Below are 25,092 nucleotides of genomic sequence, written 5' to 3' on the forward strand. Positions count from 1 at the left end.
TCGCCATGAAATCGAATCGACTGAAGCAAGCGCTGATGTGCGTCTCCTTGTTATCCTCATGTCTCGTGCCCGCCGCCATGCTGAAGGCGCAGGATGAGAAAGAGAAAGACCCCATCGCCGAAAAGAAGGAACTGGTGGAAAAGGAGTTGAGAAAACTCAAGGAGCAGAAGCTCGAGAAGCAGTTCCATATGAAAGGTCCCGACTCCGGTGAGTCTGGTCCTGTCGTGAGGAAGATGCTCATGAAGAAAGAGGTGAAACCCGGGACGAAAGTGCCCTTCCTGGGAGTGGTGCTCGGACCGGTGGATGCATCCCTGGGCTCGCAGCTCGGCCTGCCGGATGGCATCGGTGTTCTGGTGCGCGCGGTCATGGATGACAGCCCGGCGGCCAAGGCGGGTGTGATAGAACATGATGTGCTGCATTATTTCAATGACCAGCTCCTGGTGAATGAGCCCCAGTTGCAAACGCTGGTGCAGCAGGCCGGCATTGGCAATGAAGTGAAGCTCACGCTCTTCCGGAGAGGTAAATCCGAGGTTATCACCGTGAAGCTGGGCGAGATCCTGGCTAGTGATGAGCCCCGGCCAGAGGGCGATGGGCCGCGCATGTTCCGCCGGTTCACGGTCCCAGGTCCTGCGGGACGGGATGGAGACATCACGTTAACCGCCTCGGTCCGGAACCCTGAGGTTTATGAACGTGAAGTGAAGGAGTTCCAGGAGCGCATGCACAAGCTGCAAGGGAACGCAGAGGAAATCCGCAAGGAGATTGAGCGCTTCACCGCCCACATGAAGGACACCGTCAAGCTTGAAGCCGCGAAGCAAAAGGGAGTCCTGCAGTATCGGGACAAGGAAGGTGGTGAGCCCAAGATCCGGGTGGAGATCTTGACAGACGGGGAGGGTGGATCAGGAGCGGTGGCCTCAGCCATTTCCAGCGCCGTGGGCAAGGATGGCACCACCTACTTCACCCACAACAACGTGACGGTCACCAAATGGAAGAACGATCAGGGCAGCGGAGAGCTCAAGGTGGAGAATGGTCGCAAACAGCTCACCGTGAGGGATACTGAAGGGAAGGAACTCTTCTCGGGTCCTATTGATACCCCGGAACAGCGCCAAAAGCTCTCTCCCGAAGTGCGTGAGCAGGTGGAGCGCATTGAGAAGGGCGTGAAGGTGGAGGTCCGCTCCTCCGATACTCCAAGCCCGGATTCCAAGAAGCCGGAAGGCGATTAGCATCTGCCTCGCGGGCATCGTTCAACGAGAACGGGGGGACATGCATCTAAGGGAATGGGAGAACCCCCATTCCCTCTATGAGCACACGAGTCCTTGCCGGCCCCAAGCCGGACTCTTTACCGTTATCGGCATCTGACGGTTCGTCCCGGAAGTCGGAGCAGGACCAAGACCACGCCCGTCGTCGACGGCATACTCCGGAGCATCATCAGGACAGGTTTCTGCGACTTCTCTCCCGCATCCTGATGATCCTGGGGGCGCTCATGATGCTCTGGCTCCTGCTGAGAGCCTTGCTGCGAGCCTTGGGATGGGTTTAGGCTGCCGCGATCTTGCAATTGCAGCCAAGATCCCGAGTTTGCGCAACCAGTGTGGACAATGGTGGTTGAAATGCCTACCATCCCGCCCATGCGCTTCCTCTCACGCATCGTTCCCGCCCTGTGCCTGCTTGGCCTTTCCGTTCTTTGCGGCGGGCTTCAGGCCCAGACTGCGACCACCACTTCCACCGGTCCGGTCGCCGTCTACCGCCTTTCGTTTGAGGAGACGGGGGACAGCGTGAACTACCGTCCCTACCAGAATGGTTTCTACATCGCTCCCATCAACGGCGGCAGCGGTTCCCTCATTCTGACCCTCATCACCGGAAATCAACGGCAGTACTTCGCCTACGAGGCCTTCGGAGAATTGTTTGTCGCCGTCGATGGCAAAGAGAAGAAAATGGTGCTCAGCGCCACAGCTGCCAATGACGTGAGCACCACGGTGTTCTACGCCATCGGCAAGACCGAGAAGGAGCTGGAAGTCGAGAGCCGCAATGCCGTGAGCAAAGTGAAGGTCGCGGAGAAAATGACCGGCTATGCGGTGAGCGCCGACAGCGAAAAGGATCTTCCCTTCATCGGGGCAGGTACCTCGGTGGGCGTGGCTGGCGTGAGCATCCTCACCGCCAAGCTGGATCAGACCCTGACAAATGTGGCTATCCGTGACAATGCGAGCGTAGACACTGAGGTGGACGAAATCATCGCCGACCTCACCGCCTCCGGATATACGAACGGCAGGCAGACGACCACCGGGAACGGTGCTCAGACCCCGACGAACTGAGTGCCTCAAAAATAAAACCTCCGCCCGGTGTCGAGCGGAGGTTTGCAAAAGGATGAGCCAAGATAGCTGCCAGAGCGGCTGCCTACTGCTTCTGCGGCGCGACTGTTTCCAAGCCTCTGCTGGAGGCCATGTCCGGCATGGGCACGCGGAAGAGTTTCCCGGTGTAGGGGCACTTCACTTCCATGCCAGGGGGCAGACCGGCCACATCCACGAGTTGGTGTTTCGCGGCATATGGGCTGATCACGAAGCCCGGGCGCCCGGGGACCGCCTCACCGTAGGGAATCTCCTCCACCGGTTTCGGAGCGGGAGGCGGCGGAGCTGGCGTCGTGTCGGCCATCATCGGAGTACTGGGGCTGGGTTTGGTCACCGGCTTGTCTTCCGCTGCCTTGCTGGGAATGGGAGCAGGTGTGGGAGCGGGCTTGTCATTCAGCTCCACAGGCAGGGATTCGGATTTCGGCTTCACGGTGGGCTTGGGTGTCAGGCGTTCCGGAGCACCCACACGAGAGGCCTGCTCTTGGGCGAGCATGGTGCTGGGAGTGGGGACGGAGCCAGCAGCGCCGGGGACAATGAATTTCCGACGGGTGTAGGGACACACCATCGTGGTGCCGGAGGGCACACCGCGTACGTCCACGAGGCGGGGCGGCGTGGTGTAGGGGGAGCGCACGTAGCCGGGCAGCGCAGGAACCGTGATTGCGGTGAGTGGTCCGCCGGCTTCGCCTTCCCTCAGGGACTGGATCATGTCCCTTTGAGCCAGCACCATGTCTGAGTCACCGGAGCGTCGGGTCGGGCTGGAGGGCTTCGTCGCAGCCGGAGTGTCTGCCGGAGCGCCCTGCTGCGGAGGTTCGAGCTCGTACTTGATGTACGCGATCAATCCATCATCATGGATCTTGCGCCAGGCTTCGCGCGGAGGCAGGGCGCAGGATGAAAGGGCTACTGTGGAGGCCACGCTCAAGAGCGCGGCACGTGATAGGTTGCGTGGGAGTTTGGCCATAGTCGCGAAGTTGAGAGCTAATCCATGGTGTATGATTTCCAGAACAATTTTTCGAGGTGAGTTGGAGAAAAAACTCTAAAAAGATTTTTTTAGAAGAGTGGATTTTTTAGATAAATTAACCCATGAAGTGGCAGATCATCGTTGTGGGAAAGCCGTCGCTCCCCTGGGCTCGCCAGGGGATGGAGGACTATGCCGGTCGACTCCGGCACAAGGCCTCCGTGGAAATCGTTCACCTTCGGGAGGGACCGCCTGCCCAGGTGGCGCAGAAGGCCCTTGAGGCGAGCGAGGGCGCCTGGCGTATTGTCCTCGACGAGAGAGGAAAGCAGATGTCCAGCGTGGCTTTGGCCCAGTGGATAGAGAAGCAGGAAATGTCCGGCCGGAAACGCGTCTGTCTGCTGATTGGTGGGGCGGACGGGCATCCTCCAGAAGTGCGCGCGGCCGCCAACGAGCTTTGGTCCCTCTCGGCCATGACCCTCCAGCATGAGCTGGCCCTGGTAGTGCTCATGGAGCAGATCTACCGTGCCTGCAGCATCAATCGAGGTGAGCCTTACCATAGGGTGTGATACACTAGGCTATTCTTTCACAGCGCGATCGAGGGTGGCTATAATGCCGCGTGCCGCATTGGGAAACCCCGAAACGACGGTGAAAATGTTTTTAAAAAACGCTTCACGCCCCGTGCTTTTGCCTTGCTCGCGAAGCCTGGCAAAATAATAGTCACCCCTGAGATTCAGGGGAGCTTAAGCTATGGGCAACGGCCAGTTTTCACTACTGCGACAGGTCATTGAAGGCCAGGCTGAACCACAGCCGGGGGACGTTCCCGCATCGCCTCCCGCTGCCGCCCCTGAGGTTCCCAAGCCTGTCCCTGCCGCTGGTGCTCCCGCGGTGCCGCGTAGTAGCATCCCCAGCGAAGGGGATATCCTGCCCCCGTCTGTGGCTGCCAAAGGCGGCGCCGTGGGGCCCTCCTCGCGCACGGCAGCGCACTCGGGGCACATGAAGCTCCTGTTCGACAACGCGCCGGTGGCCATGGCCATGTTCGACACGGACATGCGATATCTCCTGGCGAATCGCCGGTGGCTGGAGGACTTCAAGCTGACCAAGGTCGACATCACCGGCCGCAGCCAATATGACCTGTTCCCCTCGCTGCATCCTGGCTGGAGGCATGTGTACAATCGCGCCCTCGGTGGTCAGGTCGTCCGCAGTGATCGTGATTCCATCACGCAGGATGGCAAGCGTGTGGTCTACCGCTGGGAAGTCCGTCCCTGGCGCCACATGGATACCACCATTGGCGGCGTTACCATTTCCTGCGAGCGCCTCTTTCACGGCGGCACTCCCGCTCCCGTCGATGGGGATGACAGTGACAAGTCTGCCCGTCAGCAGGAGGCGGGAATCTGGAAAACGAAGATGCCCCTCCTGGCCCTCACAGACAAGGGGCGTATCCTCCGCGTGAGCGAGGGGCTTGCCGGTTCCGTGCCGGATTGCTCGAATGAAGAAGAACCCGTGTTCTTCTGGGAAGCGTTTGCTGAGCCGGGCATGCATGCCCCCTTGCGTCGCGCCACGCTGGTAGCCCTGGACGCGGTACTTGGTGGGAGTGAGCCGCAGGCTTCCATCTTCACCTATCCCGCACCGGAAAAAGGAAACGCCCTGGCAGCCACGCCTCCCATCCAGTGGCTGGTGTCGCGCCTCGGTGGAGGATTTCCGGGTGTGGAGGGTGCCGTGGCACTCGTGGTGGGGCTTCATGGAGCCGCGCCTCCGGCCAAGGCTGAAGCTCGTCCCAACAACGCTGTGCCCGTGGCGGGTAGCCCGGAATGGGATCAATTTGTCGCGGAGATCACCCGCCTCCGTCAGGCGCACAAGGAGGCCTCGGATGCCGCCACTCTTTCCCTCCAGCGTGAGGCCCGTCTGCGGGCGGTGCTGGAGCTGGCTCCCTGCGGACTCATGGTCATCGATGAGCATGCCCGTGCCATTTATCAGAACGCGCAGGTGCCCGGACTGCTCGGGCGAGTGGTCCCCGAAGGCCAGCCCATGCACGACTGGCTCGCGGAAGGTGCACGTGATGAGCTGCACCGCTACGAAGTCGTCCGTCTCTGGACAGAGGAGATCTGGAGGAAGCGCAGCACTGTTCCCGTGCCTCTCATCGGTGCGGATGGACTTTATCGCGAGGTCGAGATGCGTCCGGTACCGCTTCCGGGCGGCGGCCTTCTCCTGATGCTGCAGGACGTCACCGAGTCCCGTCGCAGCGAGGAAATGTTGCGGTCCACGGAGGCGAAGTTCCGCACCCTGGTGCATGAGAATCCGATCCCCGTCGTGCTGGCGGATCGCTCCGGCGCGGTCTTCGATGTGAATCCGGCCTGCGAGCAACTCCTGGGTCACCCGCGGGCCGAGATGCGCCGCATGTCCCTGGAGCGGTGGCTGGATCTCCCGAGCCTCTCCCAGCGTGCCGCGGTGCTCGAGGAAATGACCCGGCGCGGCGAGCGCTACACGGAGTTTCCCGTGAATGTCATCCACGCGAACGGGTATGTCCTCCCGGTGCAGTTGCGCCTTGCGATGGTTCCGGATGTCAGCGGGCAGCCGATGTTCACCCTGCACTTCTTCTCTCCCGTGGAGCAGCCTGCGGTGACCAGTGAGGTTGCGCCTCCACCTGCACCAGTGCCTTCCGAGGTGCCTGCTGTGGCGCTGGTGGAACCGGCGGCGCTGGCCGAGGAGGAAGAACGTCCGCAGGAAGTTCCCTCAATGAAGTCCGCCGCGCTCGCGGACGCCGCTGCGCTGATGAAGACCTTCGCGCCTCTGGCGAAGGCACCCACCGAAGCTGAACCCATTACTCCGTGGGGAGAAATCGCAGAAATCGAAGCGCAGCCTGAAGCTCTGGCTCATGCCATCGAAGAAGCGAGTCCCGCGCCGGCCTTCTCCGATGTCGCCGTGGCTGATGCTCCCGTGGCTGACCCGCCAGTTACCGACATTCCCGTTCCTGCCGCAGCACCTGAGTCACTTACTCCGGAGCCTGTCGCGTCTGAACCGCCCGCTTCAGAACCTGTAGTGCCGGATATTTCTGCCGATGTTCCTTCTGTGAGCGAACCGCCGCCGGTCGCGTTGGAATCACCTGTCTTGCCAGAGCCTTGGATTGCTCCTGCTCCAACACCCGCTCCGGCCCCCGTGCATACCAGCAATGGTGCGCACCACACCGGCTTGGACCCGTGGAGTGTGCCGCAGCCAGCAGCTGCTGGGGACCCGGCAGTTGCCGCAGATCCGTGGAGCGCTCCGCAGGTGCAGGCATTCTCTCCGCCCGTGGCGGATCCTTGGGCGGCGCCTCAGCTACCTCCTCAAGCTTTCGTTCCCGTCGAAGTTCCTCCGGTGGAGGCGCTTCCACCCACGCCTGAGGCGACAGAAGTTGAAGCCGCGGTAACGGCTCTTCCCGAACCAATCGCGCCTCTCGCCACCACTCCGGTGCATGAGGAACTTCCTCCCCTCGAGGAAATCCCTGCTGCCGCCCCGCCGGTGCAGGAACAGGAAGCGAAGCTGGAGTCCGAACCCGTACCAGCGCCATCGCCGGCACTATTGCCAGCACCGGTAAGTGAATCGCGCTCCGTGGCGTTGCTTTCCACGGATGGTCATGGCCGCATAACGGCATGGACAGGCGACGCTGAAATCCGCTTTGGCTACTCTCCGGAGGAAATGCTCGGCCGTGGATTGCACAACCTTTTCCGCCCTTCGGATTCCACGGGTCTGCACATTGAAATTCTTACGTTGCCAGGATGGGCATCCTCGGTCTCCTCGACCGTAGTCTGGCAGTTCTTCCACAAGCAGGGAGAGCGTCAGGAGGCGATCTTCACATTGATTCCTCTGGAGCAGGGAGGGCTTTCGCTCATCCTTCAGGAGGAACACCTGGAGTTCACTCCATCGAGCAAGTCCATCGCGCCTGTTTCCCCGCCCGCATCGCCGGAGCAGTCCATGCCAGAGTCAGAGTTGGCGCCGGTGACCGACCCCGTGGTGGCGTCACCTGCGCCACAAACGGAGATCCTCGAGCCTGCGGTTTCCCTCGGTGAGCCGCAGCAGGAGGCGCCGCTATATGACGTGCCGCAGCCCATCGCTGCCATGGAGCCGCTTGCCGCCGAGCACCCAGTGCCCGAGCCGGTGTCCGCGACTGAAGCAGACCTGGATGCTGGGGATGATTCCATGGCGCCGCCGCCGCCCTTGCTGGATGATCTGGATGATCTAGATGCGCCCGATGAGTGGCCCGGCGTGCCCGCGAATTTGCTGGAGGACAATCTTCCTCCGATTGTTCCGGCCCCCATCGCCCCCCCGCTTTCCAGCATTTTTGATCGTGTCGAGCAAACTTTCGCGCCAGCGGGTCCGGCAGCGTACGAGCCGCAGGTACCGGCGCAGCCGCAGCCCTTGGAGACTCCAGCTCCGCTCTCGCTCGCGCCACCGCAGCGTATGTTTGCGGACGTGCCCCCGGTTCCGCCCAAGCCGCTGAGCCTCGCGCCTCCGCAGTCGCTGTACAAGGACGCGACCGCCGCCGCTGCCGTGGAAGCCAGTCTTGGCATGGCCTCCAAGCCGCCCGCAGCACCAGAGGATTCTGCACCCGCTCCAGCTCCTGCCCCCGTTGTTGAGCCTGTTGTCGAGCCCGTTCCCGAGCCTTCCGTGCCCCAGCAGCGACCTTCCATCGAAGAGTTGCAGCGCGAGCGCGAGCGGCTTCTGCTTGGCGAAACCCATCACCGGGTGAAGAACCATCTGCAGATCATCACCTCGATGCTCAATCTGCAGATGAGCACGCTGCACAACGAGGAGGCGCGTGATGCCCTGCGTTCCAGCCAGAACAGAGTGCGTTCCATCGCGGCGCTGCACCAGCACCTGTATCTTCTCACCACGGGTGAGTCTGCGGACTTCCGTGCGTTTGCCACCGGCCTCATCAGCCATCTGCGCGAGTGTTATCATGTGCCCAAGGACCGGGTGTCCCTCATGCTGCATATTCCGGATCGTCTCCTGCCGGAGGAGTGGCTCATGCCGCTGGCGCTGGCCTTGAATGAGATGGTCTCGAATGCCTTCCAGCATGCATGGCCGGATGAGCGCTCCGGATCCATGAGTGTTACGCTCACGTGTGGCGAAACGCCGGACGGCCAACCTCACGGACGTCTCACCGTTGCGGATGATGGCATCGGCCTGCTGCCGAACTTCGAGCACATGGATCATCCCGGCATGGGCATGAAGATCCTGCGTGTCTTTGCCGGACAACTCGGCGGTGAAGTGAAGACGCGCGTTGGCAGCATGCAGGGCAGGGGAGTTACCTTTGAATTGGTGTTCCCGAGCGCCAGGTAACTAACTCTTGCCCGATACCTCAAGCCGCTCCGGTGCACGCCCGCATCAGCAGCAGGAGCAACACCGTGCCCACGAGGGACACGGCGAGTGAACCCATGAATCCAAGGCGGTTGGAGAAAAAGGCGAACATCCCTCTGTGAATCTCGCAAGCAGGCGCGGGAGGATGTGGCTGAGGTGGCATATGGGGCACTCCCTCAGTGAAAAGCGCTTGCAATCGCGGAGCGAAAAGTTCATGCACACCTGGATGGCATGAAACATTCGGCTGGCTGAATCGCGATGCTTTTTCTCACCTACTGGTTTGTCCTCTTTGCGGCAGCCTTTTTCATTCTCTACTGGTGCATCCCAAATACGGCCGTGCGCGTGGGACTGGTGCTCGTGTCGTGTGTGGTATTCCATACGCACTTTGCCGGACCCGCTGGTGTGGCGCCGGTGCTGGTGCTGGGTGTGGTGACTTACTTCGCCGCCCGATCCCAAAATAAGAGAGCGTGTCTTGCGGGCATCGTGCTCTGTGTGCTGGCGCTGATCTTCTACAAGTACTCAAACTTCATTCTTACGGGCATGGTGGCACCCATCGCTCCGGGACTTGCAAAGGTGCTGGAAGGCTGGGCAAAGCATGTGCTACCAGCCGCTCCACCTCTGGCCATCAGCTTCTTCGTCTTCGAGTTCGTGCACTATCTCTATGATGTGCGGAAGGGGAGTGCCCCTTTGAGAAACCCGGCGGACTTCGGAGCCTTCGCGGTCTTCTGGCCGACCATCGTGGCAGGTCCCATCAAGCGCTACGAGGAGTTTGTGCCGGCGATGTACGCCGGCGCTCGCAACGTATGCCAGCACGATGTGGCCATCGGCCTCATTCGTATCACCATCGGGCTGGTCAAAAAGTTCATCGCAGACAACCTGACTGCCTACCTCGCCGTTTGGGTGCCGCACTATGATGCGCTCCCGCTTGCGACCAAGTGGTGGATTTTCTTTGCGCTGGGTCTCAGAATCCTGCTCGACTTCAGCGGATACAGCGACATGGCGATCGGCTTCGCCCGCATGATGGGGATTGTGATTCCGGAGAACTTCCGCTGGCCCTACCTCGCGAAAAACATCAATGACTTCTGGAGACGGTGGCACATTTCCCTGAGCACCTGGATTCGTGACTACATCTACATTCCCATTGGCGGAAATCGGTATGGGATCGCGCGAAGGATCTTCAATGGTCTGGTGGCTTTTGCGTTATGCGGCTTGTGGCACGGAGCCGCATGGAATTTCATGTTGTGGGGCCTGTACCATGGAGTGGGGCTCGCGATCGCCAGTAGCTACCGGGAACTGCTTGGGCGCCCGGGACGCTACCTCGCGGTCTGGTTTTCGCACAATCGCCTCCTGACCTGGCTGATGACGATGGCGTTTGTCCACGTGGGATGGTTGCTGTTCTTTTACCCGGTGCCGAAGGCCTGGCAGATGCTGAAGGGCTTGTTTGGCTACTATTGATGCTCGTATGAAGAAGAGTACCCGAACAACCTCGAAGAACTATTTTGTAGTTCCCTGGGCGCTCTTTGCGGGCGTGCTGGTTTCATTCGCAGCTTGTTGCGTTGCGGGCTGGCGAACCACGCAAGAGCACCAGTTGACGAGGTTCAACCGCTTCTACCAGCGGCTTTCGCCTGAGAGCATGTTCTATCCCACAGCCTCCCACGTTTACCGGCTCGGGCTGGCCCGCACCAAAAAGGAGCGCATCAATGTGATCATCGGCGGAAGTTCCGTCTTGAATGGTACAGGTCAGGCCGCCAACGAGCTGTGGACAGACAAGCTTTCGGAACTTCTGGGGCCGGACTACCGGGTGCTCAACTTGGGATTCAGGGCGGCAGCGCCGGGTGAATTTGGCGCCATCGGGGCAGAGATGCTCCTGGACCGCCGTCGAGTGATCTTCGTTTCCATCATCTATCCCGCAGGCGTGGCCGGACAGCCGGACGGAGTCTTCTTCCGCTACTTTTTCTGGGATGCCTGGTACAAGGGGTTGATTGATCGAAACCTTCCGGATCGCGCTGCAAGCGTGGCTGGCCTGGACAAAAAGCGGGAGTCGGATCCGAAATATTTCGAGCTGCGCCGTGGTGCCTGGTTGAACGCGCATCTCTTTTTCAATGACTGGTGGAACACGCTTGTTTACACCAAAGGGGGCACCGTGTGGAATCTGGTTACCCAATCAGACTCCTTCTCGCCAAGAATTCAGTTTGAGGATCTGGAGCCCGCCGCGGCCCCGCTGGACCAGAGGCTTGAAGCGGTCAGGCAGAACCTTGCCGTCAATCCCTACAAGGGCAAGATCCTCAAGATGCCCCTGAAAAAGGATGCTGATGGAGAGTGGATTCCCGATGCCAAGTGGTTCGGCGGCTGGAGTGGAGAGATGAAGTATATCTTCCCCAATGAAGTGCTGCGACAGCGCACCATCGTAGTCGTTCACAGGCCGCATGCCCTCGCGTTTGAGGGGATGACCGAGGACGAATTGGGATGCTGGTCTGCTTTGAGCTCTCTTACCGCCCGCGTGGTGGAGGAGAACGGAATGCGTTCCTTTGACATGGGGTTCATGTCCGAGCCCGACGATTTCAACGATCTCATCCACCTCTCAGGCAAAGGAGGAGAGAGGCTGGCGATGCAGCTCGCGCCAGATATTCGTAAACTGGCAAAAGATCTGGGATACACCGAACCCGGCGCGGAAACCCGGAGCAGTAGCAGCAAGAACAAGAAGAAAAAGTAAGGATCGTATGAAGCTCGCGGCACGCATCATCATCTCCTTCATCATGGGCTGCATCATCGGCATCGTGGGGCACTACACGCTGTACCGCATGGGCCTGCCGGTGGAGCCATTTATCTACATGGCGTTCTGAGCAGGTGGCTCAGATGTCTCCGCGGGGGGAAGCAGCTTCTTGACGGCAAAGTGGTGTAACATTTCCGCCTGACCCGACCAGTAGGCAGCCATGCTGCAGGGATCTGGGGTGACAAGCGGCTCCCCTGTGGAGTCTGGTGGAGGTGGCTCTGAAGAGGGCACTTCGACGAGCAATAACTCCAGCGCTGCGAGAAAAGTCTCTGTCTGTCCCGAAAGGAAGTCCTCCACCTGGCTCGCGACGAATGGCGCTTTTCCAGGAAACGGCAGCCGGAGCTTGAGCGGCGCGGTGAAGTTCAGCAGTCCTGCGGGGTACTCAGCCAGCGGAAGGTTCGGATGATGCATCCGCATGAGACAGCGGCAGAGCGTCGCATGGATCATGCGGGGCAGCGCAAACAGCCGGGGATGCAGTCGTGTAGAATCCTCGGTGAGGTGTGGCTCATGATCCCTCGGAAGGGAATTGTCCGTGAGCGGGAGGTGAGGAGTGATTGCTTTTTTCTTGGGGGGAGTGCTGGCGACCGCTGTGGTTGTGGCTGGGACTGGGAGCACTGTTCCTGTTTGCGTAAGCGTGAAGTGCAGATGGTCCCGGGTCCAGGTGAGCTGCAGGTTCCAGGGCGGTGCCTGCCATGTGCCGGCGCGATTGAACGGCGGGCGGTGCTGGAGAAGCAGCACCCGCTCGAGCTCGATGGCCGCTTCCGGTGTTTCACAGGTCTGCCATTCGATGCGGGCAATGCGATGCACGAGACGCAGAATGCGGCGCGGATGCCGTTCCGGACTCACATGACGGTAGGAGCTGACTCTTGCGCGCAGATTGAGAGACTGGCCGATGTACAGGAGCTTGCCTGTGACATCGTAGAAAAAATAAACGCCGGGGCAAGGTGGCAAGCCGGCGAATATTTCTGAACCAACCCGCGTGGTGATGGGATTGGTGACCTGCAGCAGCCGCAACTGACGCGGCCGCGTGGTGGATGCAGCCACCTCGGCCATGGGTTCAGAAGAGCAAGCTGGCGGCGTCGTGGTCACGGCGGGAACCGTACCTTACCGCAGCCGTCAAAAAAGAAAGCGAGTGCGAACAGATGTCCGCACTCGCTTGGGGGATTTCCGGGGGAAAGGTTGACCAGGCTAGTTGGTCGCGTCCTTGACCGCATCTTTGGTGTCATGAGCGGCATCCTTGACGGCGTCGCCCACGTCTTCAGCGGCGTCCCTGACTCCTTCCGCGGGCCGGCGGTCGAGAGCGTCATCCACTTTTTCCTTCAGCGAATGATCGCGTTCGCAACTGGTCATGGCGAGAGGCAGCAGAACGGGAGAGGCCAGGAGGCAGAGGGAGACTCCTGCGGCCTTCAGGGTGTGGAATGCAGGTTTCATGGTGTTTTTTGGGTGGGGTTATTGCGGGGTGTTGAGGGGATGCACCGGTTTGCGAAGTGACTCGCAAGCCAGAAGGGGCTCCGGTAGCCGCGTTCCGAAAAAGGAGGAGCGGCGTACCGGAGCGTGCAGCAGCTAGACAACGGGTCTGCCGCGACCACCGCGACCCGTGAGGATCGAGATGAGGAAGAGCACCAAGAAGACTACGAAGAGTATCTGGGCAATCCACGCAGCAGTGCCCGCGATGCCGCCGAATCCGAGGACGCCCGCAATGAGGGCGACCACAAGAAAGATGATAGCGTAGTGGAGCATGGCTTTGTTTTGGTTTTGGGTTTTTTGTTTTGGGGTGATTTTTCGGAAAGGGGCCTGCAGCACGCGCGATGCGGCAGCAGGTAGGTGGGTGCTGTTGCAGGCAGAGCGTTACAGCTTCGCGATGAAGCTGCGGATGTTCTCCTTGGTCTCACCGGTGCGCTTCTGGATGCGGCCGATTACCTCTTCTTCTTTTCCTTCCTCGAAGAGAAGATCGTCATCCGTGAGCTGGGCGTACTTCTGTTTGATCTTGCCCTTCAGGGTGTTCCAATTGCCTTTGAAAGAGAGTTCAGTCATGACGTTTGGGGGTTGGTTTTTTCTGGTTCGGCACTCGTCGGAATGCCAAGGATGAATCGCGTCTCGCAGGATTCCTCAGTGTGAGGAGCTTGCCTGAACAGCTTCCTGATTGATGCCCGAGCTGAACCATCCGCCGGTGGCGATGTACGAGAGCATCTTGTCGTGTTCTCCAGCGCGAGAGGCCAGCTTGCCAAGCAGGGACGCCACGTCACCCTTGCCCAAGCAACGGGCGAATGCCTTCGCCGTGCCGAAGCCGGCGATCTCGTAGTGGGCGATGCGCTGGGCATTCGCGATGAGGCAGGCATCAATGGTGGCCGTCTCACCCTGGCCGCCCGTGGTCTGGGTGGCTTCCCGAATCAAACCGCGCATGGCTTCGCAGGTGACTCCTGTGGGCTGAATCGCCATGAGCTGGCAGGCCTCCTGGAGTTCGCTGATGTTGGAGAGCGTGTTCTCGGAAATGTCTGAGAGGCTTTGACGCAGATCGGAGCTCGTTGCCCTGTCGATCATGTCTGGCAACATGGCGCTGAACTGGATTTCGGCGTCAAAGAGATCTCTCAGTTGTTCGCTGAGGAGTTCGTTCAGGGAGTGCATGAGTGTCTGGGATTGGATTCCCCTCCTGATAGGGCAATACTCGTGCCAATCGCGTTCGTGCGCGTCGTATATGGCTGGAAATGAGGTGAGTATACAAAATTACAAGTTCTTGCTGTTGGAGAAAATTATCCAGATCCGTCGCAAAATGCATGCGATGCGCAGTCTCGGCTGAGCATTCTGCAATGTTGGTCCGTCCAAGCACGAAACGACCGGAGATTATCTCATGCTTGATTCCCTCGTGAGTCCTCCCTCATCATAACAATCCCCGCTGATGCGACTCCGGCAGCAAACTCCCAAGTCGATCCTCGTGCTCTTTGCAGGGGCAATGATCCTCAGTGCGTTTGTGTTGTCCGTGATTGTATGGCTGAGGTTGAATGACAGTGTGGGAAGGCGCATGGAGGTGCGCACGGTGGCAATTGAGTGGGAGAAGCTGGTCTCCATGCTGAAGGACGCCGAGACGGGGCAGCGCGGCTATCTCATCACGGGAGATGAGACGTACCTGCAGCCCTTCCAATCCGCGGCCGCTGCATTGCCGGCGCAGTACCAGAAACTGACGGAGCTCGAGAACACGCAGGATGATGAGTACGGCGAGACCGAACTGCTGGCCTTTCAGCGGCTGACGGATCGTCGCATGGATGAATTGAGGGAGGCGATTACCGTCAGGCGACGGGAGGGTGCCGAAGCTGCGGCAACCTTGGTAAAACAGGGCAAGGGAATGGAGATCATGAATGATATCCGGCTCAAGGCCGGCGAGCGCGTCGCCGAGCTGGATGCCAGGATGGACCTGTACAATCGCGTCATGGAGGGAGATCTCAGGTGGGGATTCTACAGCGTCGCTGGCACTTCACTGGCGAGCTTCCTCGCCGGACTGCTGGCATGGCGCCTGTTGCGGGAATCCGAGCAGCAGGCGCGGCGGGAGGAACGTCTCGCCATGGAGAAGCGCCGTGCGGAGCAGGCGGATCGCGAGAAGAGCATCTTCCTCGCGACGATGAGCCATGAGATCCGCACCCCCATGAATGCCATCCTGGGATTTGGGGAGCTGCTGGCAGGTGAGGCAGGGACGGACAAGGAGCGGCGCTATGCGCAATCCATTGTGCGCAGCGGGCACTCACTGCTGCAGATCATCAATGACATCCTGGACCTGTCCAAAATCGAAGCGGGCATGATGGAAATCAACCCTTCGGCCACAGACGTGCGGGAGCTGGCGGCCTTTGTGCAGCAGCTCTTCAATACCCAGGCGCATGCCAAGGGCGTGGAGATGCGTGTGGAGGTGAGCGAAGATGTGCCGCACTCGCTGCTACTGGACAGCACACGGCTGCGCCAGGTTCTCATCAATCTGGCGGGCAATGCCTTCAAATTTACCGAGCAGGGCAGCGTGACGGTGCGCTTCAGCGGGCACCGCGAGGAGGACGTGCGGCCCATGTACCGACTTGTGGTCGAGGTGATCGACACCGGGGTGGGAATCCCGCCGGAGAGATTGACGGAGATCTTCAAGCCCTTCGTCCAGGCGAAGGTGAAGCGGGATGCCGAGAACCACGGCACCGGGCTGGGCCTCGCCATCGTGAGGCGCCTGGCGGATTTGATGCGAGGCACCATTTCTGTGCAGAGTGAGATGGGGAAAGGCAGCATCTTCCGCCTGGATCTTCCTAGAGTGGAGGTTTCTGCGCGATTGCCACAGGCTGCGGTGCCGGAGGAGCCGGCGGTAGACTTCAACGATCTCATACCCGCGGAGATCCTCGTGGTGGATGACAACCCGGTGAATCGTGAACTGGTGCGCGGTTTCTTCGAGAACACCCATCACCAACTGCGCGAGGCCTCGGATGGACGCGAGGCGCTCCAGGCACTGCGGGAGCGCCGGCCGCATATCGTGCTCATGGACATCCGCATGCCGGTGATGGACGGACGCGAGGCCCTGCGGGCGCTCCGCGAGAGCAAGGACCTGGACCCGCTGCCTGTCATCGCGGTCACCGCATCCAGTCTGGTGGGGGAAGAGGCCAGCCTGCGACAGTCCTTTGACGGATTTGTACGCAAGCCCTTTTCCCGTGCCCAGTTGTTCCGGGAGCTTGCGCAGTTTCTCCCCCGCCGGAAGAGGGAGTCCGAAAGCGAGACGGAGATGCGTGAAGTGCAGCCAACCCCGGCCTGGAAGCAGCTGATCGAAAAATTGCACGATATGGAGGCGAGCACATGGCCTGCGGTGCGCGATGGAATGGTGATTTCCGAGGTCAGCGCATTCGCCGGGCGGCTGCGGGACCTGGCCTTGAAATATGCATGCCCACCTCTCGAACTTTATGCTTCCGATCTCATCTCTCAATGCCAGAGCTTTTCATCAGGAGGACTGGATAAGTTGATGGAATCTTTTCCCCGAGTGATTGCAAAGATTGAGGAACGACTCGCCGCCACATGACCCAGCTCCCCGCGCAGACCATATTGATTGTAGATGACCAGGAAGAGAACCTCCGCCTTGTGGGGACGGTGCTTTCGATGATGAACTATGACATCATCCTGGCCAGTAGTGCGGAGCAGGCCTACAAGCGCCTGGCCTCGCGCCTGCCGGATCTCATCCTGCTGGATGTGCTGATGCCGGATGTCGATGGCCTTTCGACCTGCCGGCAGATCAAGGCCGAACCCAAGTGGGCGGATATCCCGGTGATCTTCCTCTCTGCGGCAGATGACAAAAATCTCATCGTGCAGGCCTTGGAAGCGGGTGGCGTGGATTACGTGACGAAGCCCTTCAACATGGCAGAGCTGGTTTCCCGCGTACGGACCCAGCTTTCCCTGAAACAGGCGAGGGATCAGCTGCGCATCCTCGCCGAGGACAAGGACGAAATCCTCGGCATCCTCGCGCATGACCTGAAGAACACGCTGGCAGGCATGAAACTGAGCTCGGCATTGCTGCAGGGCCGGTCCGCCGATCTGCCTCCACGATGCATGGCGCTGGTGGACAATATTGCGAACTCCACGGAACGCATGCTGTCCTTCGTGAAGGAATTCCTCGCCAACCAGCACGCGGAGCGACTGCAGATGAAAAAGCAGACGCTGAACCTCGGAGACTTCGTCACCCTGCTCACGGCGAATCACCAGGCGGCGGCCCAGGCCAAGAGAATCACCCTTGTCTCTCAAATACCCGGTTCTGCCGTGCAAGTGGAAGGGGACCGTGAGGCCATGACGCAGGTGCTGGAGAATCTTGTTTCCAACGCCCTGAAGTTCACGCCGCCTGGTGGCAAAGTGGAGGTGACCGTGGAACCACCCATCGCCGGGATGGCGAAGTGCATTGTGAAGGATAACGGCCCCGGTTTCACCGAGCAGGATCGCGGGAAGATGTTCCGCCGCTATGGACGCCTGAGCGCCCGGCCCACGGGTGACGAACCCTCTACGGGACTGGGGCTTTCCATCGTGAAACGACTGCTCGACGCCATGGGAGGCAGCATCGTCCTTGCCGAGAATGCCAGTTCGGGTGCAGAATTCATTGTATCTCTTCCTATTGCCACTACGACAGAACCTGCCGAAGAGCCCGCCACCACCCAATCAGCGGCCGACGCCCCCACGGAGCGCTCAAGTTCCTAGTTTCGCTTTCGCTCACTCCGAATGGACATTCTCATCATCGACGACGAAAAGATCATCCGTGACGCCACCACCCAGCTCGTAGAGGACGCGGGCCACTATGCGGAAACGGCGACGGACAGCTCGACTGCATTGCAGGCGCTGAAGGAATCACCCTTTCACCTGGCGCTGCTGGACGTGAACTTGGGCCGTGAGAACGGCCTGGACCTGCTCGCAGAAATTCAGCGTCTGCATCCACAACTGCCCGTGGTGGTATTCACCGCAGCCGCCACCATCAAGACCGCAGTGGAAGCCATGCGGCGCGGTGCGCTCGACTTTTTGGAGAAGCCCTTCTCGGAAGCGCAGCTCAGCATCGTGCTCTCCCGTGTGCAGAAGCATCGCAAGCTCGCGGAGCGTGTGGTCGAACTGCAGACCCAGGTGGCCAGCCAGTCGCCAGAGCCCGTGTTTGATTCGGCAAGCCCCGCGGTGAAGGAGGTGTTGGAGGTGCTGTTTCGCGCCGCGAGTACGCCGGCATCGATCTTGATCCTTGGAGAAAGCGGCACTGGCAAGAGTGTGGCGGCGCGTGCGGTGCATCAGCGTAGCGCACGGGCGGACAAGGCTTTCGTCACGGTGAATTGTCCCAGCCTCTCCAAGGAACTCCTGGAGAGCGAACTCTTCGGCCACACCAAGGGCGCCTTCACCGGTGCCGTGCGCGACCATTGGGGCAAGGTGAAAGCTGCGGAGAGCGGCACCTTGTTCCTGGATGAAATCGGAGAACTCCCGCTCGAACTGCAGCCCAAGCTGCTGCGCCTGCTTCAGGACCGCGAATATGAACGCGTGGGCGAGAACACCACACGCTCGGCGGATGTGCGCATCATCGCCGCGACGAATCGGGATCTGAAGAAGGCCGTGGAGGCAGGAACCTTCCGTGAGGACCTCTATTACCGGCTGAACGTGATCACCGTGGAAATGCCGCCCTTGCGCCGCAGGCCCGATGATCTTCTGCTCTTTGCAGAGAAGTTTCGCGAGTTCTTCGCTTCGCAGTTTGGCCGTCCCGTGCGGAGTTTTGCCTCTGCAGCACGGCATCAAATCCTGGCACACGGATGGCCGGGCAACCTGCGTGAGCTGCGCAATGCCGTGGAGCGCGCCGTGATTCTCGCTCACGGAAAAGAGATCGCAGCAGCGGAGCTTCCGTCTCCCGGCGGGAATGCCGTCGTGGGTGCCGGTGGTGATGCGGCCGCTGCCGGAAATGTGCCGATGGTGGGCACTGCGGTTTCGTTGGAGGACTTGGAGAGCGCGCACATCAAGGCCCTCCTCAAGACTCTGCCGAACCTTGCGGATGTCGCCCGCGTACTTGGCATCGACCAGGCCACGCTCTATCGCAAGCGCAAGAAGCTTGGGCTCGACTAGCACGAAGTCGGAGCGCCAGACCAGCGAAGAGAATAGAGGGCGGGTTGTCCAACCCGCCTTTTTGCTTGGTTATATCGAGAGCTGTAAATAGACCTTGGTTCGAGACCTGTGAGGGGCAAGCGTTGGGCAATTCAAAGGAGCGCGGACACTCCTGTCCGCCATCCCTGACATACCAACATCTTTCATCTGGCAGGCAAGGTCGCATTCCACCAGTGCTCACCAGTCGCTTCCGCAGGATGGGGGTTGCTGCATCATAGAACGGCGGACAAGAGTGTCCACGCTCCTTTGCTCAGACCTTCGCTCCCAGCGCAACGACCTTTTTTAACTATTGATGGGCATTAGCAGTTCCAATCAGGAGAGCGCGATGGTAAAAATTTACGCGATGAAATCGTGGACGCATGAACGTCCGAGGGAGGCAATCTCACGCATGATTGCTGTGCAACCTGCATAGGCATTTCTCCCTGCCACATGCACATTGCATGAGAAAAGGTTCGGTGGCTGAAGTGTGTCGTCGCGATAAGTGGTTGATGTTGAGCATTATTCCTTAATCACTTTTCGATGGCACGCGCCATGCACTTAGGAGGGCATGGCTACCCTACTCTTTTTCCCCGCTCAAGATTGCTCTGAAGTGCCACGGCATCGCAGCCGCAGCCGGCACAGCAGTCATCTTGCCGCCGCCTTCGCTGCTCTCAGCTCGGCGCATGAAGATAATGTGGACCTCCGCCTTCTGGAGCATCTGGTCATGGAAGAAGACGAAGGTGATGAACCTCGCGCCGCCTGAGCGCGCGATTCCCTTTTCGAGTAATACCGACTGAACCCCCAAGAAAACAAACATCCATACCCCTCCCTACCATGAGCACTTCCGGACCTTCCGCTGAAACCCTCAAGCGCGATGCGCGCTCCCTCGCTGACGACACCCTCAAGATGGCGCAGAGCCGTTTGGTTGAGCCCACCATGGATGCCGCCCAGCGCGCGAGTGAGCAGGCCCGCAAGGCCTTCCAGCAATCGCGTGAACGCATGAACGAGCAACTCGCGGTCGCAGAGAAATATGCCTCCCGCGGTTACGACCAGACCACCACGTGGATTTCCGCGAATCCTCTGGCTGCTGTCGGCATTGCCATGGGTGCCGGCCTGCTGCTGTCTTCCATCTTCCGCGTGTCCTCGTCCTCGCGTCGCTAGTCGCGAGTGACACGATATTAGCCGCAACAGTGTTCGTTCGCGCCCGCATGGACGCGATGAAACCTCCCACCTCCCTGCGAACATGCATGCCACCTCGTCTCCCTCGTGGTCATCCCGTCTTGATCGGGGACACAGCCTTTCGGACTCGGTCCGCACGTTGTTGTCCTCACTAATGACCTATCTGGAGACGAGGTGGCAGTTGTTCAAGGTGGAGTCTGAGCAGGCCATGCGGCTGGGCATCCAGGTGGCAATCGCGGCGCTGTTCGGCCTCGCGTGCGCCTTTGTGATGTACGTGTGCGCCATGGTCGGCGTCACGCTGTGGATTGCCCACCAGTGGTGGGACGGAGCGGTGATGCCTGCGGCCTTCATCATGGCGGGAGTGCATCTCCTGCTGTTGTCAGGTTGTGCCGGTTTCATCGTCTGGGCCCTGCGCGGACGTGAATTGTTTCACGATACGAAGACCGAATTCAAAGAGGACAAACGATGGCTGCACATGCAACAAACGACATCCAGCGACTGAGGACCCAGCTGGAATCCAGCCGCTGGCAGATGCATTCCGGCATCCAGCGGATCGAGGATCAGCTCAATGTCTCCAAGCGCGTCCGCACGGAGTTCAAAGAACATCCGCTGAAGTGGGTAGTCATCAGCGCCGGAGTGGGACTGGTAGCAGCCAAGCTGATCCCGATGCTTCTCGGCGGAAGAAAGAGAGGAGTCATGGGGCGCATGCTCACTCCGCTGGTTCGCGCGGGCGCCGCGGCGGCCATGCCGATTCTCGCTCATCAGGTTTCAAACTGGATGTCGCAAAAGGGACTGAGCATTCCCGGCCTGACGCCGATGTCCATGCCTGCTGAAGCTGCGTCCGAGCCGCCGCTGACACCATCCCAAACTGTGCCGATCCAGCACGACGCCTATCCCTGATGAATCCCTTCTCTTCACAAGACCGCACGTTGGTGCTTGCAGCCAGATTTGTGATTGCGGCCCTCACGTGCGGTCTTTTGTATTGGGGAAGAGAGGTGCTCATGCCGCTGGCGCTCGCGACGCTGATTGCGTTCATGTTGCACCCCCTCGCTGTGCGGCTGCAGCGCATTCGGGTACCACGCCTGATTTCCGTGGGTGCGGTCATGCTCTTCTCTACAGGGCTGATTGTTGCAGCCATCTGGTTCATCACCGTGCAGGTGGCCAGCTTTACGAATGAACTGCCCCTGTATCAGAAGAACATCAGCGAGAAGATCGGCCAGGTGCAGGGCTCCATGCGCGGAGGCGCCCTGGAGAAGCTGCAGAAGGTCTTCCACTCCATTGAGAGTGAGGTGAAGGCCCGTGAGGCATCCGCCGCTCCGACCTTTTCACCTGCTGAGCCACTCCCCGTCGTCGTCGAAACCAAGGAAAAGTGGTTTGATTTCAACATCGCCAATGCCGCGGTGCCACTCATGGAACCTCTGGTCACCGGCGGCCTGATTTTCCTGCTGGTGGCGCTGATGCTACTGCGCTGGGAAGACCTTCGCGCGCGGCTTGTGAGCGTGATGAACCAGAACATCACCCGCACGACGCGCGCGATTGATGATGCCGGCAAGCGGATCGCGCGTTACCTCGCAGCGCAGCTGTTTGTCAATGGGAGCTTCGGCCTTGCCGTAGGGTTGGGATTGTGGGCGCTGGGTGTGCCCTATGCGGGACTGTGGGGATTGTGCGCCGCCATCTTTCGCTATGTCCCTTATCTTGGCCCCATGGTGGCTGCAGTATTGCCCATCATGGTGAGCCTGGTGACGTCCGAGGGATGGACCCAGGTGCTTAGCGTTGGGGCTCTGTTTCTCGTCTTGGAACTCGTGAGCAACAATGTGCTGGAACCGTGGCTGTACGGATGGCGCGTGGGACTCTCCGAGATCGGTGTGATCGTGTCGGCGGTGGCATGGACATTTCTGTGGGGCACGGCGGGGCTGGTGCTGGCTGTACCGCTCACCGTGTGCCTCGTGGTGCTGGGCGAGCACGTGCCTGCCTTGTCATTCTTCCCGCAACTCTTCGGAGACAAACCGGCGCTGCCGCTGCACCTGCGCTTTTATCAGCGACTGCTGGCGCATGACAAGACAGAGGCTGCGGATTTGGCGAAGAAGTATGTGAAGGCCCACGGCTTCGCCAAGACTGGGGACGAAGTCATTGCCCCGGCCCTGGCCCACGCACGAGTGGAAGAGATGCGAGGAGCCTTGAGTGACGAAGAGGTGCGGGAGTTCGTCACGGCCATCCCGTATGTGCTGGATCGGGCGGACGACGAACTCGACGATGAGGACGACGAGGTTGATGAAAACAACACGCGCAATGTGGAGGTCGCGGCGGGTCCCGTGGTGGTGTGGCCGCTGTGCACTCTCTCGGAAGCGTTGGTGCCTGTGTTGCAACATCACTGCCGGGACCTTCCCTGTCGTTGGGAGGTGATGTCAGAGGAGTCGCTTACTTCCGAAGTGATTGCGAAACTGGCCCGGGAAGAGGAACCACCCGAGGCGGTTTGCCTTCTGCTGCTCATCCAGGAAGATCTCACACGTGCTCGCAACCTCTGCAAAAAACTGCGTCACACCTTTCCGGACGTGCACATCACCGTCGGCTTCTGGTCCGGCTCCAAGGTCGAGTCTGAGATAACACAGACGATGGAGAAGACGGGGCAGGCCAAGATCACGTGGACGCCTTCCGAGACGCGGAGTGACCTCGCTCCGCATGTCCTGGATCGCGCCAAGGAAGTGGCGCCAGAAGTCGCTGCCGAAATGAGGACGGAAGAGCAAAGACCGCGAAAAGGCGAAAGCGAAGACGATACTCCTGCGCGGAAGCAGTCTCGCGCGATCGTTCACGCGTGAGCAACCACCACTCCCAAGTTACTCCCGGGCTGGCGCCAGACGTTCGTCGCCCAGGTCGAGCCGGTACATGAGCTGATTGTAATCGTAGCGTGCCGGCGCAATCGGATTGCCGCTGAACTCCAGCGTGTACGTCCCTTCGAAGTAGATGATCTTGCCACCCTCCTTGTTCAGGAAGCTGTGGTGGATGGGATTGTAGTAGGAATAGCGCGGATGCGTGGCTACTTTCACCGCCTTCTTCCACGGTCCATCGGGCGCATTGCTCTCGGCATACCACATCTCACCGAGGGGTGATGGTGCCGGCACCTTGGTCTTGAAACCATTCTGCACTCCCAGAAGAATCCAGCGCTTGCGCCACGGGTTCCACTGCACGCTGGCGTTGTGAAAGAGCACGGGAGCATTTGAGGCGGCGTCGCGAATGTCAAAGCGCGCCTGCTCCATCTTCATCTTCTCCTGCTTCAGGAGGATCTGTTCCGCTTCCTGGTTGGTTGGGGTGTGTTCCTTTTGCCATTTCCATTCGCCTTTTTCCGAGTCGAACCAGAGCGCTTCATACTTGGTGGGATCCAGCAGGTCTGCCAGCGTGGCGCGTACGCGGGTGTGGGGCAGGGGAGCGCAGAAGTAGTAGTAGCCATCCTCGGACAGCACCGCATGTCCCTGCATGTAGCGCCACTCGTTGGACATCTCGAGCTTCACCGCGCTCTTGAAGGTCTGCGTTTCATCATCGAAGCGCGCAATGCCATGCTCCGCGTGCGGCTTGAGCCCCTCATGCCTCCCGTAGTGCGCCAGCAGAACTTCCTTGCCACTTTCATCCTTTACCGTGAGCAGGCCAAAGAGCCACACCGCACCCGGTCCTTCCAGGGGCATCATCTTGCGCAACCGCTTCGGGTCCTTTTCATCCATGTAGTACTCAAAGGCGATGCCCTTTTCCGGATCGATCTCGCGTGGAGTGGTGGCACACGTGGTGTTGTAGTTTCCCAGAGGATAGTTGGGCATGTTCGTGTCTCCCCAGAGCCAGAAGATCTTGTCCTGGTACGGCACCGCCTGCACCGAGTCCTGGCCCATCACGCCGGAGGGATTGATGTTCGGCAGCGGCAGGGGAAGGCCGAGCAACTCACTCGCATTGAATTGTCCCTGACCCGTGAGGCGACCCACGCGCTCCGCGACATTGTTGCGCTGGAGTCTTACCGTGAAGGTCTCTCCTGACTTCGGCGTGGGTCGGATGCCGATGTAACCAAAGCCATCCTTCTTCCATTCATAACCCGGTCCGCTGACATAGAACCACACTTCGCGATCCATGAGTCCCGGTTCGTAGAAGGCGACCCACCCGGCGTTGTCCGTCACATAGCGCAGGTCATTCACCGTGCGCAGCTCGATGAGCGGAACGCCACGTCCGGTGGCTTCATCCACCACGTGAATGCCGAAGTACTTGGATGCCTGGGTTTGAGCGCTCAGATTTCCCGCAGGGAAAAAACTGCTGCAAGCCCAGCATAGGAGCAGAAGTGCGGCGGAACGTAAACGCGACGGCATGGAACGAGGATTAGAAATCATGGACGCCCCTCACGTGAAGGAACTGCATGGAAAAGTTCAGTGAATCCCCAACCTCAGGTCACGACATCTCCATTTCCGGGGCTCTTGAACAACTTCGAGACGAAGATGAGGATGATGCCGAGGGCAAAGGCCGAGACGGCCCAGATGCGATTGTAGTGCGCTCCCCAGTCGGGTCCATATGCAGGAAACGTGATGCTGGCAGCTCCTTCGATGCTCCTGCCTTCATAGGCCACGAAATCGAAGAGCACTCCATGCGTCCGACCACGGCGAAACTCAGTGATGGCGAGTTTTTCCCGTTGCTCATGGCCCTCCGTGCCAAACTCGAAATGAGTCACGCTGCCATCGTTGGGCTGCCAGTCGGACCACTGGAAGGCGCCGGGCGTGGAATAGGTGTGATGGTCCCGGATGTAGTTGCGCTCGGCAAAGTTGGAAACCTGCCGCAGGCCTGTGAAAGCGAGAAGCACGCAGCCTATCAAAATGAAGAGCCAGCCTGCGACGATGAGCGCGACCCGCAGCATGGGATTTTGTCGCCTCGCCATGCCTCAGAGTACCAATCCG

23 protein-coding genes are annotated in these 25,092 nt (G+C 60.0%); 15 read left to right on the forward strand and 8 right to left on the reverse strand.

Translation table 11 applies throughout. The annotated features are described in order from the left end of the window. Positions 1-5: 5 nt before the first annotated feature. Both G5S37_RS04380 and G5S37_RS04385 read left to right on the forward strand, forming a co-directional pair. Complete coding sequence (locus G5S37_RS04380) at positions 6-1,220, forward strand: PDZ domain-containing protein (protein WP_165201223.1); 1,215 nt, start codon at positions 6-8, stop codon at positions 1,218-1,220. A gap of 384 nt (positions 1,221-1,604) precedes the next feature. Beyond that, on the forward strand, positions 1,605-2,306 hold the full coding sequence (locus tag G5S37_RS04385) for a hypothetical protein (protein WP_165201225.1): 702 nt from the start codon (positions 1,605-1,607) through the stop codon (positions 2,304-2,306). Between the two features lie 82 nt (positions 2,307-2,388). On the opposite strand, the gene G5S37_RS04390 is transcribed toward G5S37_RS04385, so the two are convergent. Beyond that, complete coding sequence (locus tag G5S37_RS04390) at positions 2,389-3,297, reverse strand: hypothetical protein (RefSeq protein WP_165201227.1); 909 nt, start codon at positions 3,295-3,297, stop codon at positions 2,389-2,391. A 122-nt stretch (positions 3,298-3,419) separates the two neighbouring features. Between G5S37_RS04390 and G5S37_RS04395 the strand changes: the two genes are divergently transcribed. The 5 genes from G5S37_RS04395 to G5S37_RS32650 all read left to right on the forward strand — a co-directional run bounded on the left by G5S37_RS04395 (position 3,420) and on the right by G5S37_RS32650 (position 11,471). Beyond that, positions 3,420-3,860, forward strand: a complete 441-nt coding sequence (locus G5S37_RS04395; protein WP_165201229.1) for a 23S rRNA (pseudouridine(1915)-N(3))-methyltransferase RlmH — start codon at positions 3,420-3,422, stop codon at positions 3,858-3,860. 181 nt (positions 3,861-4,041) lie between these two features. Further along, on the forward strand, positions 4,042-8,610 hold the full coding sequence (locus G5S37_RS04400) for a PAS domain S-box protein (RefSeq protein ID WP_165201231.1): 4,569 nt from the start codon (positions 4,042-4,044) through the stop codon (positions 8,608-8,610). A gap of 276 nt (positions 8,611-8,886) precedes the next feature. Further along, entirely contained in the window at positions 8,887-10,083 is a 1,197-nt protein-coding gene (locus tag G5S37_RS04405; RefSeq protein WP_165201233.1) for an MBOAT family protein, read from the forward strand. A gap of 178 nt (positions 10,084-10,261) precedes the next feature. Next, a complete protein-coding gene (locus G5S37_RS04410; protein WP_165201235.1) occupies positions 10,262-11,341 on the forward strand; it encodes a hypothetical protein in 1,080 nt (359 codons plus the stop codon). A 7-nt stretch (positions 11,342-11,348) separates the two neighbouring features. Further along, positions 11,349-11,471, forward strand: a complete 123-nt coding sequence (locus G5S37_RS32650; protein ID WP_276617023.1) for a hypothetical protein — start codon at positions 11,349-11,351, stop codon at positions 11,469-11,471. On the opposite strand, the gene G5S37_RS04415 is transcribed toward G5S37_RS32650, so the two are convergent. The 5 genes from G5S37_RS04415 to G5S37_RS04435 all read right to left on the reverse strand — a co-directional run bounded on the left by G5S37_RS04415 (position 11,456) and on the right by G5S37_RS04435 (position 14,026). Beyond that, positions 11,456-12,454 (reverse strand): nucleotide excision repair endonuclease, encoded by a 999-nt coding sequence (locus tag G5S37_RS04415; RefSeq protein WP_165201237.1) that lies wholly within the window; start codon positions 12,452-12,454, stop codon positions 11,456-11,458. The two genes, G5S37_RS32650 and G5S37_RS04415, sit on opposite strands and share 16 nt — an antisense overlap. Before the next feature lie 135 nt (positions 12,455-12,589). Continuing rightward, the gene (locus G5S37_RS04420; protein ID WP_165201239.1) at positions 12,590-12,832 is read right to left on the reverse strand and encodes a hypothetical protein; all 243 of its coding nucleotides are present in this window, start codon (positions 12,830-12,832) and stop codon (positions 12,590-12,592) included. Between the two features lie 132 nt (positions 12,833-12,964). Then, entirely contained in the window at positions 12,965-13,141 is a 177-nt protein-coding gene (locus G5S37_RS04425; RefSeq protein ID WP_165201241.1) for a DUF1328 domain-containing protein, read from the reverse strand. A gap of 108 nt (positions 13,142-13,249) precedes the next feature. Continuing rightward, a complete protein-coding gene (locus G5S37_RS04430; protein ID WP_165201243.1) occupies positions 13,250-13,435 on the reverse strand; it encodes a CsbD family protein in 186 nt (61 codons plus the stop codon). 75 nt (positions 13,436-13,510) lie between these two features. Continuing rightward, complete coding sequence (locus G5S37_RS04435; RefSeq protein ID WP_165201245.1) at positions 13,511-14,026, reverse strand: DUF892 family protein; 516 nt, start codon at positions 14,024-14,026, stop codon at positions 13,511-13,513. A gap of 271 nt (positions 14,027-14,297) precedes the next feature. Between G5S37_RS04435 and G5S37_RS04440 the strand changes: the two genes are divergently transcribed. The 8 genes from G5S37_RS04440 to G5S37_RS04475 all read left to right on the forward strand — a co-directional run bounded on the left by G5S37_RS04440 (position 14,298) and on the right by G5S37_RS04475 (position 22,989). Further along, positions 14,298-16,430: an ATP-binding protein gene (locus G5S37_RS04440; RefSeq protein WP_165201247.1), complete on the forward strand. Its 2,133-nt coding sequence runs from the start codon at positions 14,298-14,300 to the stop codon at positions 16,428-16,430. Then, positions 16,427-17,590: a hybrid sensor histidine kinase/response regulator gene (locus G5S37_RS04445; protein ID WP_165201249.1), complete on the forward strand. Its 1,164-nt coding sequence runs from the start codon at positions 16,427-16,429 to the stop codon at positions 17,588-17,590. Before G5S37_RS04440 ends, G5S37_RS04445 begins: the two co-directional genes overlap by 4 nt. Positions 17,591-17,611: 21 nt before the next feature. Further along, positions 17,612-18,976, forward strand: a complete 1,365-nt coding sequence (locus tag G5S37_RS04450; RefSeq protein WP_165201251.1) for a sigma-54 dependent transcriptional regulator — start codon at positions 17,612-17,614, stop codon at positions 18,974-18,976. A 586-nt stretch (positions 18,977-19,562) separates the two neighbouring features. Next, positions 19,563-19,757, forward strand: coding sequence for a hypothetical protein (locus G5S37_RS04455; RefSeq protein ID WP_165201253.1), 195 nt, complete (start codon positions 19,563-19,565; stop codon positions 19,755-19,757). 71 nt (positions 19,758-19,828) lie between these two features. Next, a complete protein-coding gene (locus tag G5S37_RS04460; protein ID WP_165201255.1) occupies positions 19,829-20,155 on the forward strand; it encodes a DUF883 family protein in 327 nt (108 codons plus the stop codon). Between the two features lie 82 nt (positions 20,156-20,237). Beyond that, on the forward strand, positions 20,238-20,675 hold the full coding sequence (locus G5S37_RS04465) for a phage holin family protein (RefSeq protein WP_165201257.1): 438 nt from the start codon (positions 20,238-20,240) through the stop codon (positions 20,673-20,675). Between the two features lie 29 nt (positions 20,676-20,704). Next, on the forward strand, positions 20,705-21,073 hold the full coding sequence (locus G5S37_RS04470; RefSeq protein ID WP_165201259.1) for a hypothetical protein: 369 nt from the start codon (positions 20,705-20,707) through the stop codon (positions 21,071-21,073). Next, positions 21,073-22,989, forward strand: a complete 1,917-nt coding sequence (locus G5S37_RS04475; protein WP_165201261.1) for an AI-2E family transporter — start codon at positions 21,073-21,075, stop codon at positions 22,987-22,989. Before G5S37_RS04470 ends, G5S37_RS04475 begins: the two co-directional genes overlap by 1 nt. Before the next feature lie 18 nt (positions 22,990-23,007). Here the strand turns inward: G5S37_RS04475 and G5S37_RS04480 are convergent, their stop codons facing one another. Further along, positions 23,008-24,534 carry a hypothetical protein gene (locus G5S37_RS04480; RefSeq protein ID WP_165201263.1) on the reverse strand — a complete coding sequence of 509 codons (1,527 nt, stop codon included), beginning with the start codon at positions 24,532-24,534 and terminating at the stop codon, positions 23,008-23,010. Between the two features lie 53 nt (positions 24,535-24,587). Further along, entirely contained in the window at positions 24,588-25,052 is a 465-nt protein-coding gene (locus G5S37_RS04485; RefSeq protein ID WP_206026302.1) for a hypothetical protein, read from the reverse strand. Between the last annotated feature and the right edge of the window lie 40 nt (positions 25,053-25,092).

Source organism: Roseimicrobium sp. ORNL1 (genome assembly GCF_011044495.1).
Classification (GTDB): Bacteria; Verrucomicrobiota; Verrucomicrobiia; order Verrucomicrobiales; family Verrucomicrobiaceae; genus Roseimicrobium.

Bases quoted from the DNA above. Each gene is read 5' to 3' on its own strand.
- G5S37_RS04390 (WP_165201227.1), bottom strand. From the start codon at position 3,297: ATGGCCAAACTCCCACGCAACCTATCACGTGCCGCGCTCTTGAGCGTG.
- G5S37_RS04400 (WP_165201231.1), top strand. From the start codon at position 4,042: ATGGGCAACGGCCAGTTTTCACTACTGCGACAGGTCATTGAAGGCCAG.
- G5S37_RS04395 (WP_165201229.1), top strand. From the start codon at position 3,420: ATGAAGTGGCAGATCATCGTTGTGGGAAAGCCGTCGCTCCCCTGGGCT.
- G5S37_RS04435 (WP_165201245.1), bottom strand. From the start codon at position 14,026: ATGCACTCCCTGAACGAACTCCTCAGCGAACAACTGAGAGATCTCTTT.
- G5S37_RS32650 (WP_276617023.1), top strand. From the start codon at position 11,349: ATGAAGCTCGCGGCACGCATCATCATCTCCTTCATCATGGGCTGCATC.
- G5S37_RS04380 (WP_165201223.1), top strand. From the start codon at position 6: ATGAAATCGAATCGACTGAAGCAAGCGCTGATGTGCGTCTCCTTGTTA.
- G5S37_RS04440 (WP_165201247.1), top strand. From the start codon at position 14,298: ATGCGACTCCGGCAGCAAACTCCCAAGTCGATCCTCGTGCTCTTTGCA.
- G5S37_RS04455 (WP_165201253.1), top strand. From the start codon at position 19,563: ATGGCTACCCTACTCTTTTTCCCCGCTCAAGATTGCTCTGAAGTGCCA.
- G5S37_RS04450 (WP_165201251.1), top strand. From the start codon at position 17,612: ATGGACATTCTCATCATCGACGACGAAAAGATCATCCGTGACGCCACC.
- G5S37_RS04410 (WP_165201235.1), top strand. From the start codon at position 10,262: ATGTTCTATCCCACAGCCTCCCACGTTTACCGGCTCGGGCTGGCCCGC.
- G5S37_RS04475 (WP_165201261.1), top strand. From the start codon at position 21,073: ATGAATCCCTTCTCTTCACAAGACCGCACGTTGGTGCTTGCAGCCAGA.
- G5S37_RS04465 (WP_165201257.1), top strand. From the start codon at position 20,238: ATGCATGCCACCTCGTCTCCCTCGTGGTCATCCCGTCTTGATCGGGGA.
- G5S37_RS04460 (WP_165201255.1), top strand. From the start codon at position 19,829: ATGAGCACTTCCGGACCTTCCGCTGAAACCCTCAAGCGCGATGCGCGC.
- G5S37_RS04445 (WP_165201249.1), top strand. From the start codon at position 16,427: ATGACCCAGCTCCCCGCGCAGACCATATTGATTGTAGATGACCAGGAA.
- G5S37_RS04480 (WP_165201263.1), bottom strand. From the start codon at position 24,534: ATGATTTCTAATCCTCGTTCCATGCCGTCGCGTTTACGTTCCGCCGCA.
- G5S37_RS04470 (WP_165201259.1), top strand. From the start codon at position 20,705: ATGCATTCCGGCATCCAGCGGATCGAGGATCAGCTCAATGTCTCCAAG.
- G5S37_RS04420 (WP_165201239.1), bottom strand. From the start codon at position 12,832: ATGAAACCTGCATTCCACACCCTGAAGGCCGCAGGAGTCTCCCTCTGC.
- G5S37_RS04425 (WP_165201241.1), bottom strand. From the start codon at position 13,141: ATGCTCCACTACGCTATCATCTTTCTTGTGGTCGCCCTCATTGCGGGC.
- G5S37_RS04415 (WP_165201237.1), bottom strand. From the start codon at position 12,454: ATGGCCGAGGTGGCTGCATCCACCACGCGGCCGCGTCAGTTGCGGCTG.
- G5S37_RS04430 (WP_165201243.1), bottom strand. From the start codon at position 13,435: ATGACTGAACTCTCTTTCAAAGGCAATTGGAACACCCTGAAGGGCAAG.
- G5S37_RS04405 (WP_165201233.1), top strand. From the start codon at position 8,887: ATGCTTTTTCTCACCTACTGGTTTGTCCTCTTTGCGGCAGCCTTTTTC.
- G5S37_RS04385 (WP_165201225.1), top strand. From the start codon at position 1,605: ATGCCTACCATCCCGCCCATGCGCTTCCTCTCACGCATCGTTCCCGCC.
- G5S37_RS04485 (WP_206026302.1), bottom strand. From the start codon at position 25,052: ATGCTGCGGGTCGCGCTCATCGTCGCAGGCTGGCTCTTCATTTTGATA.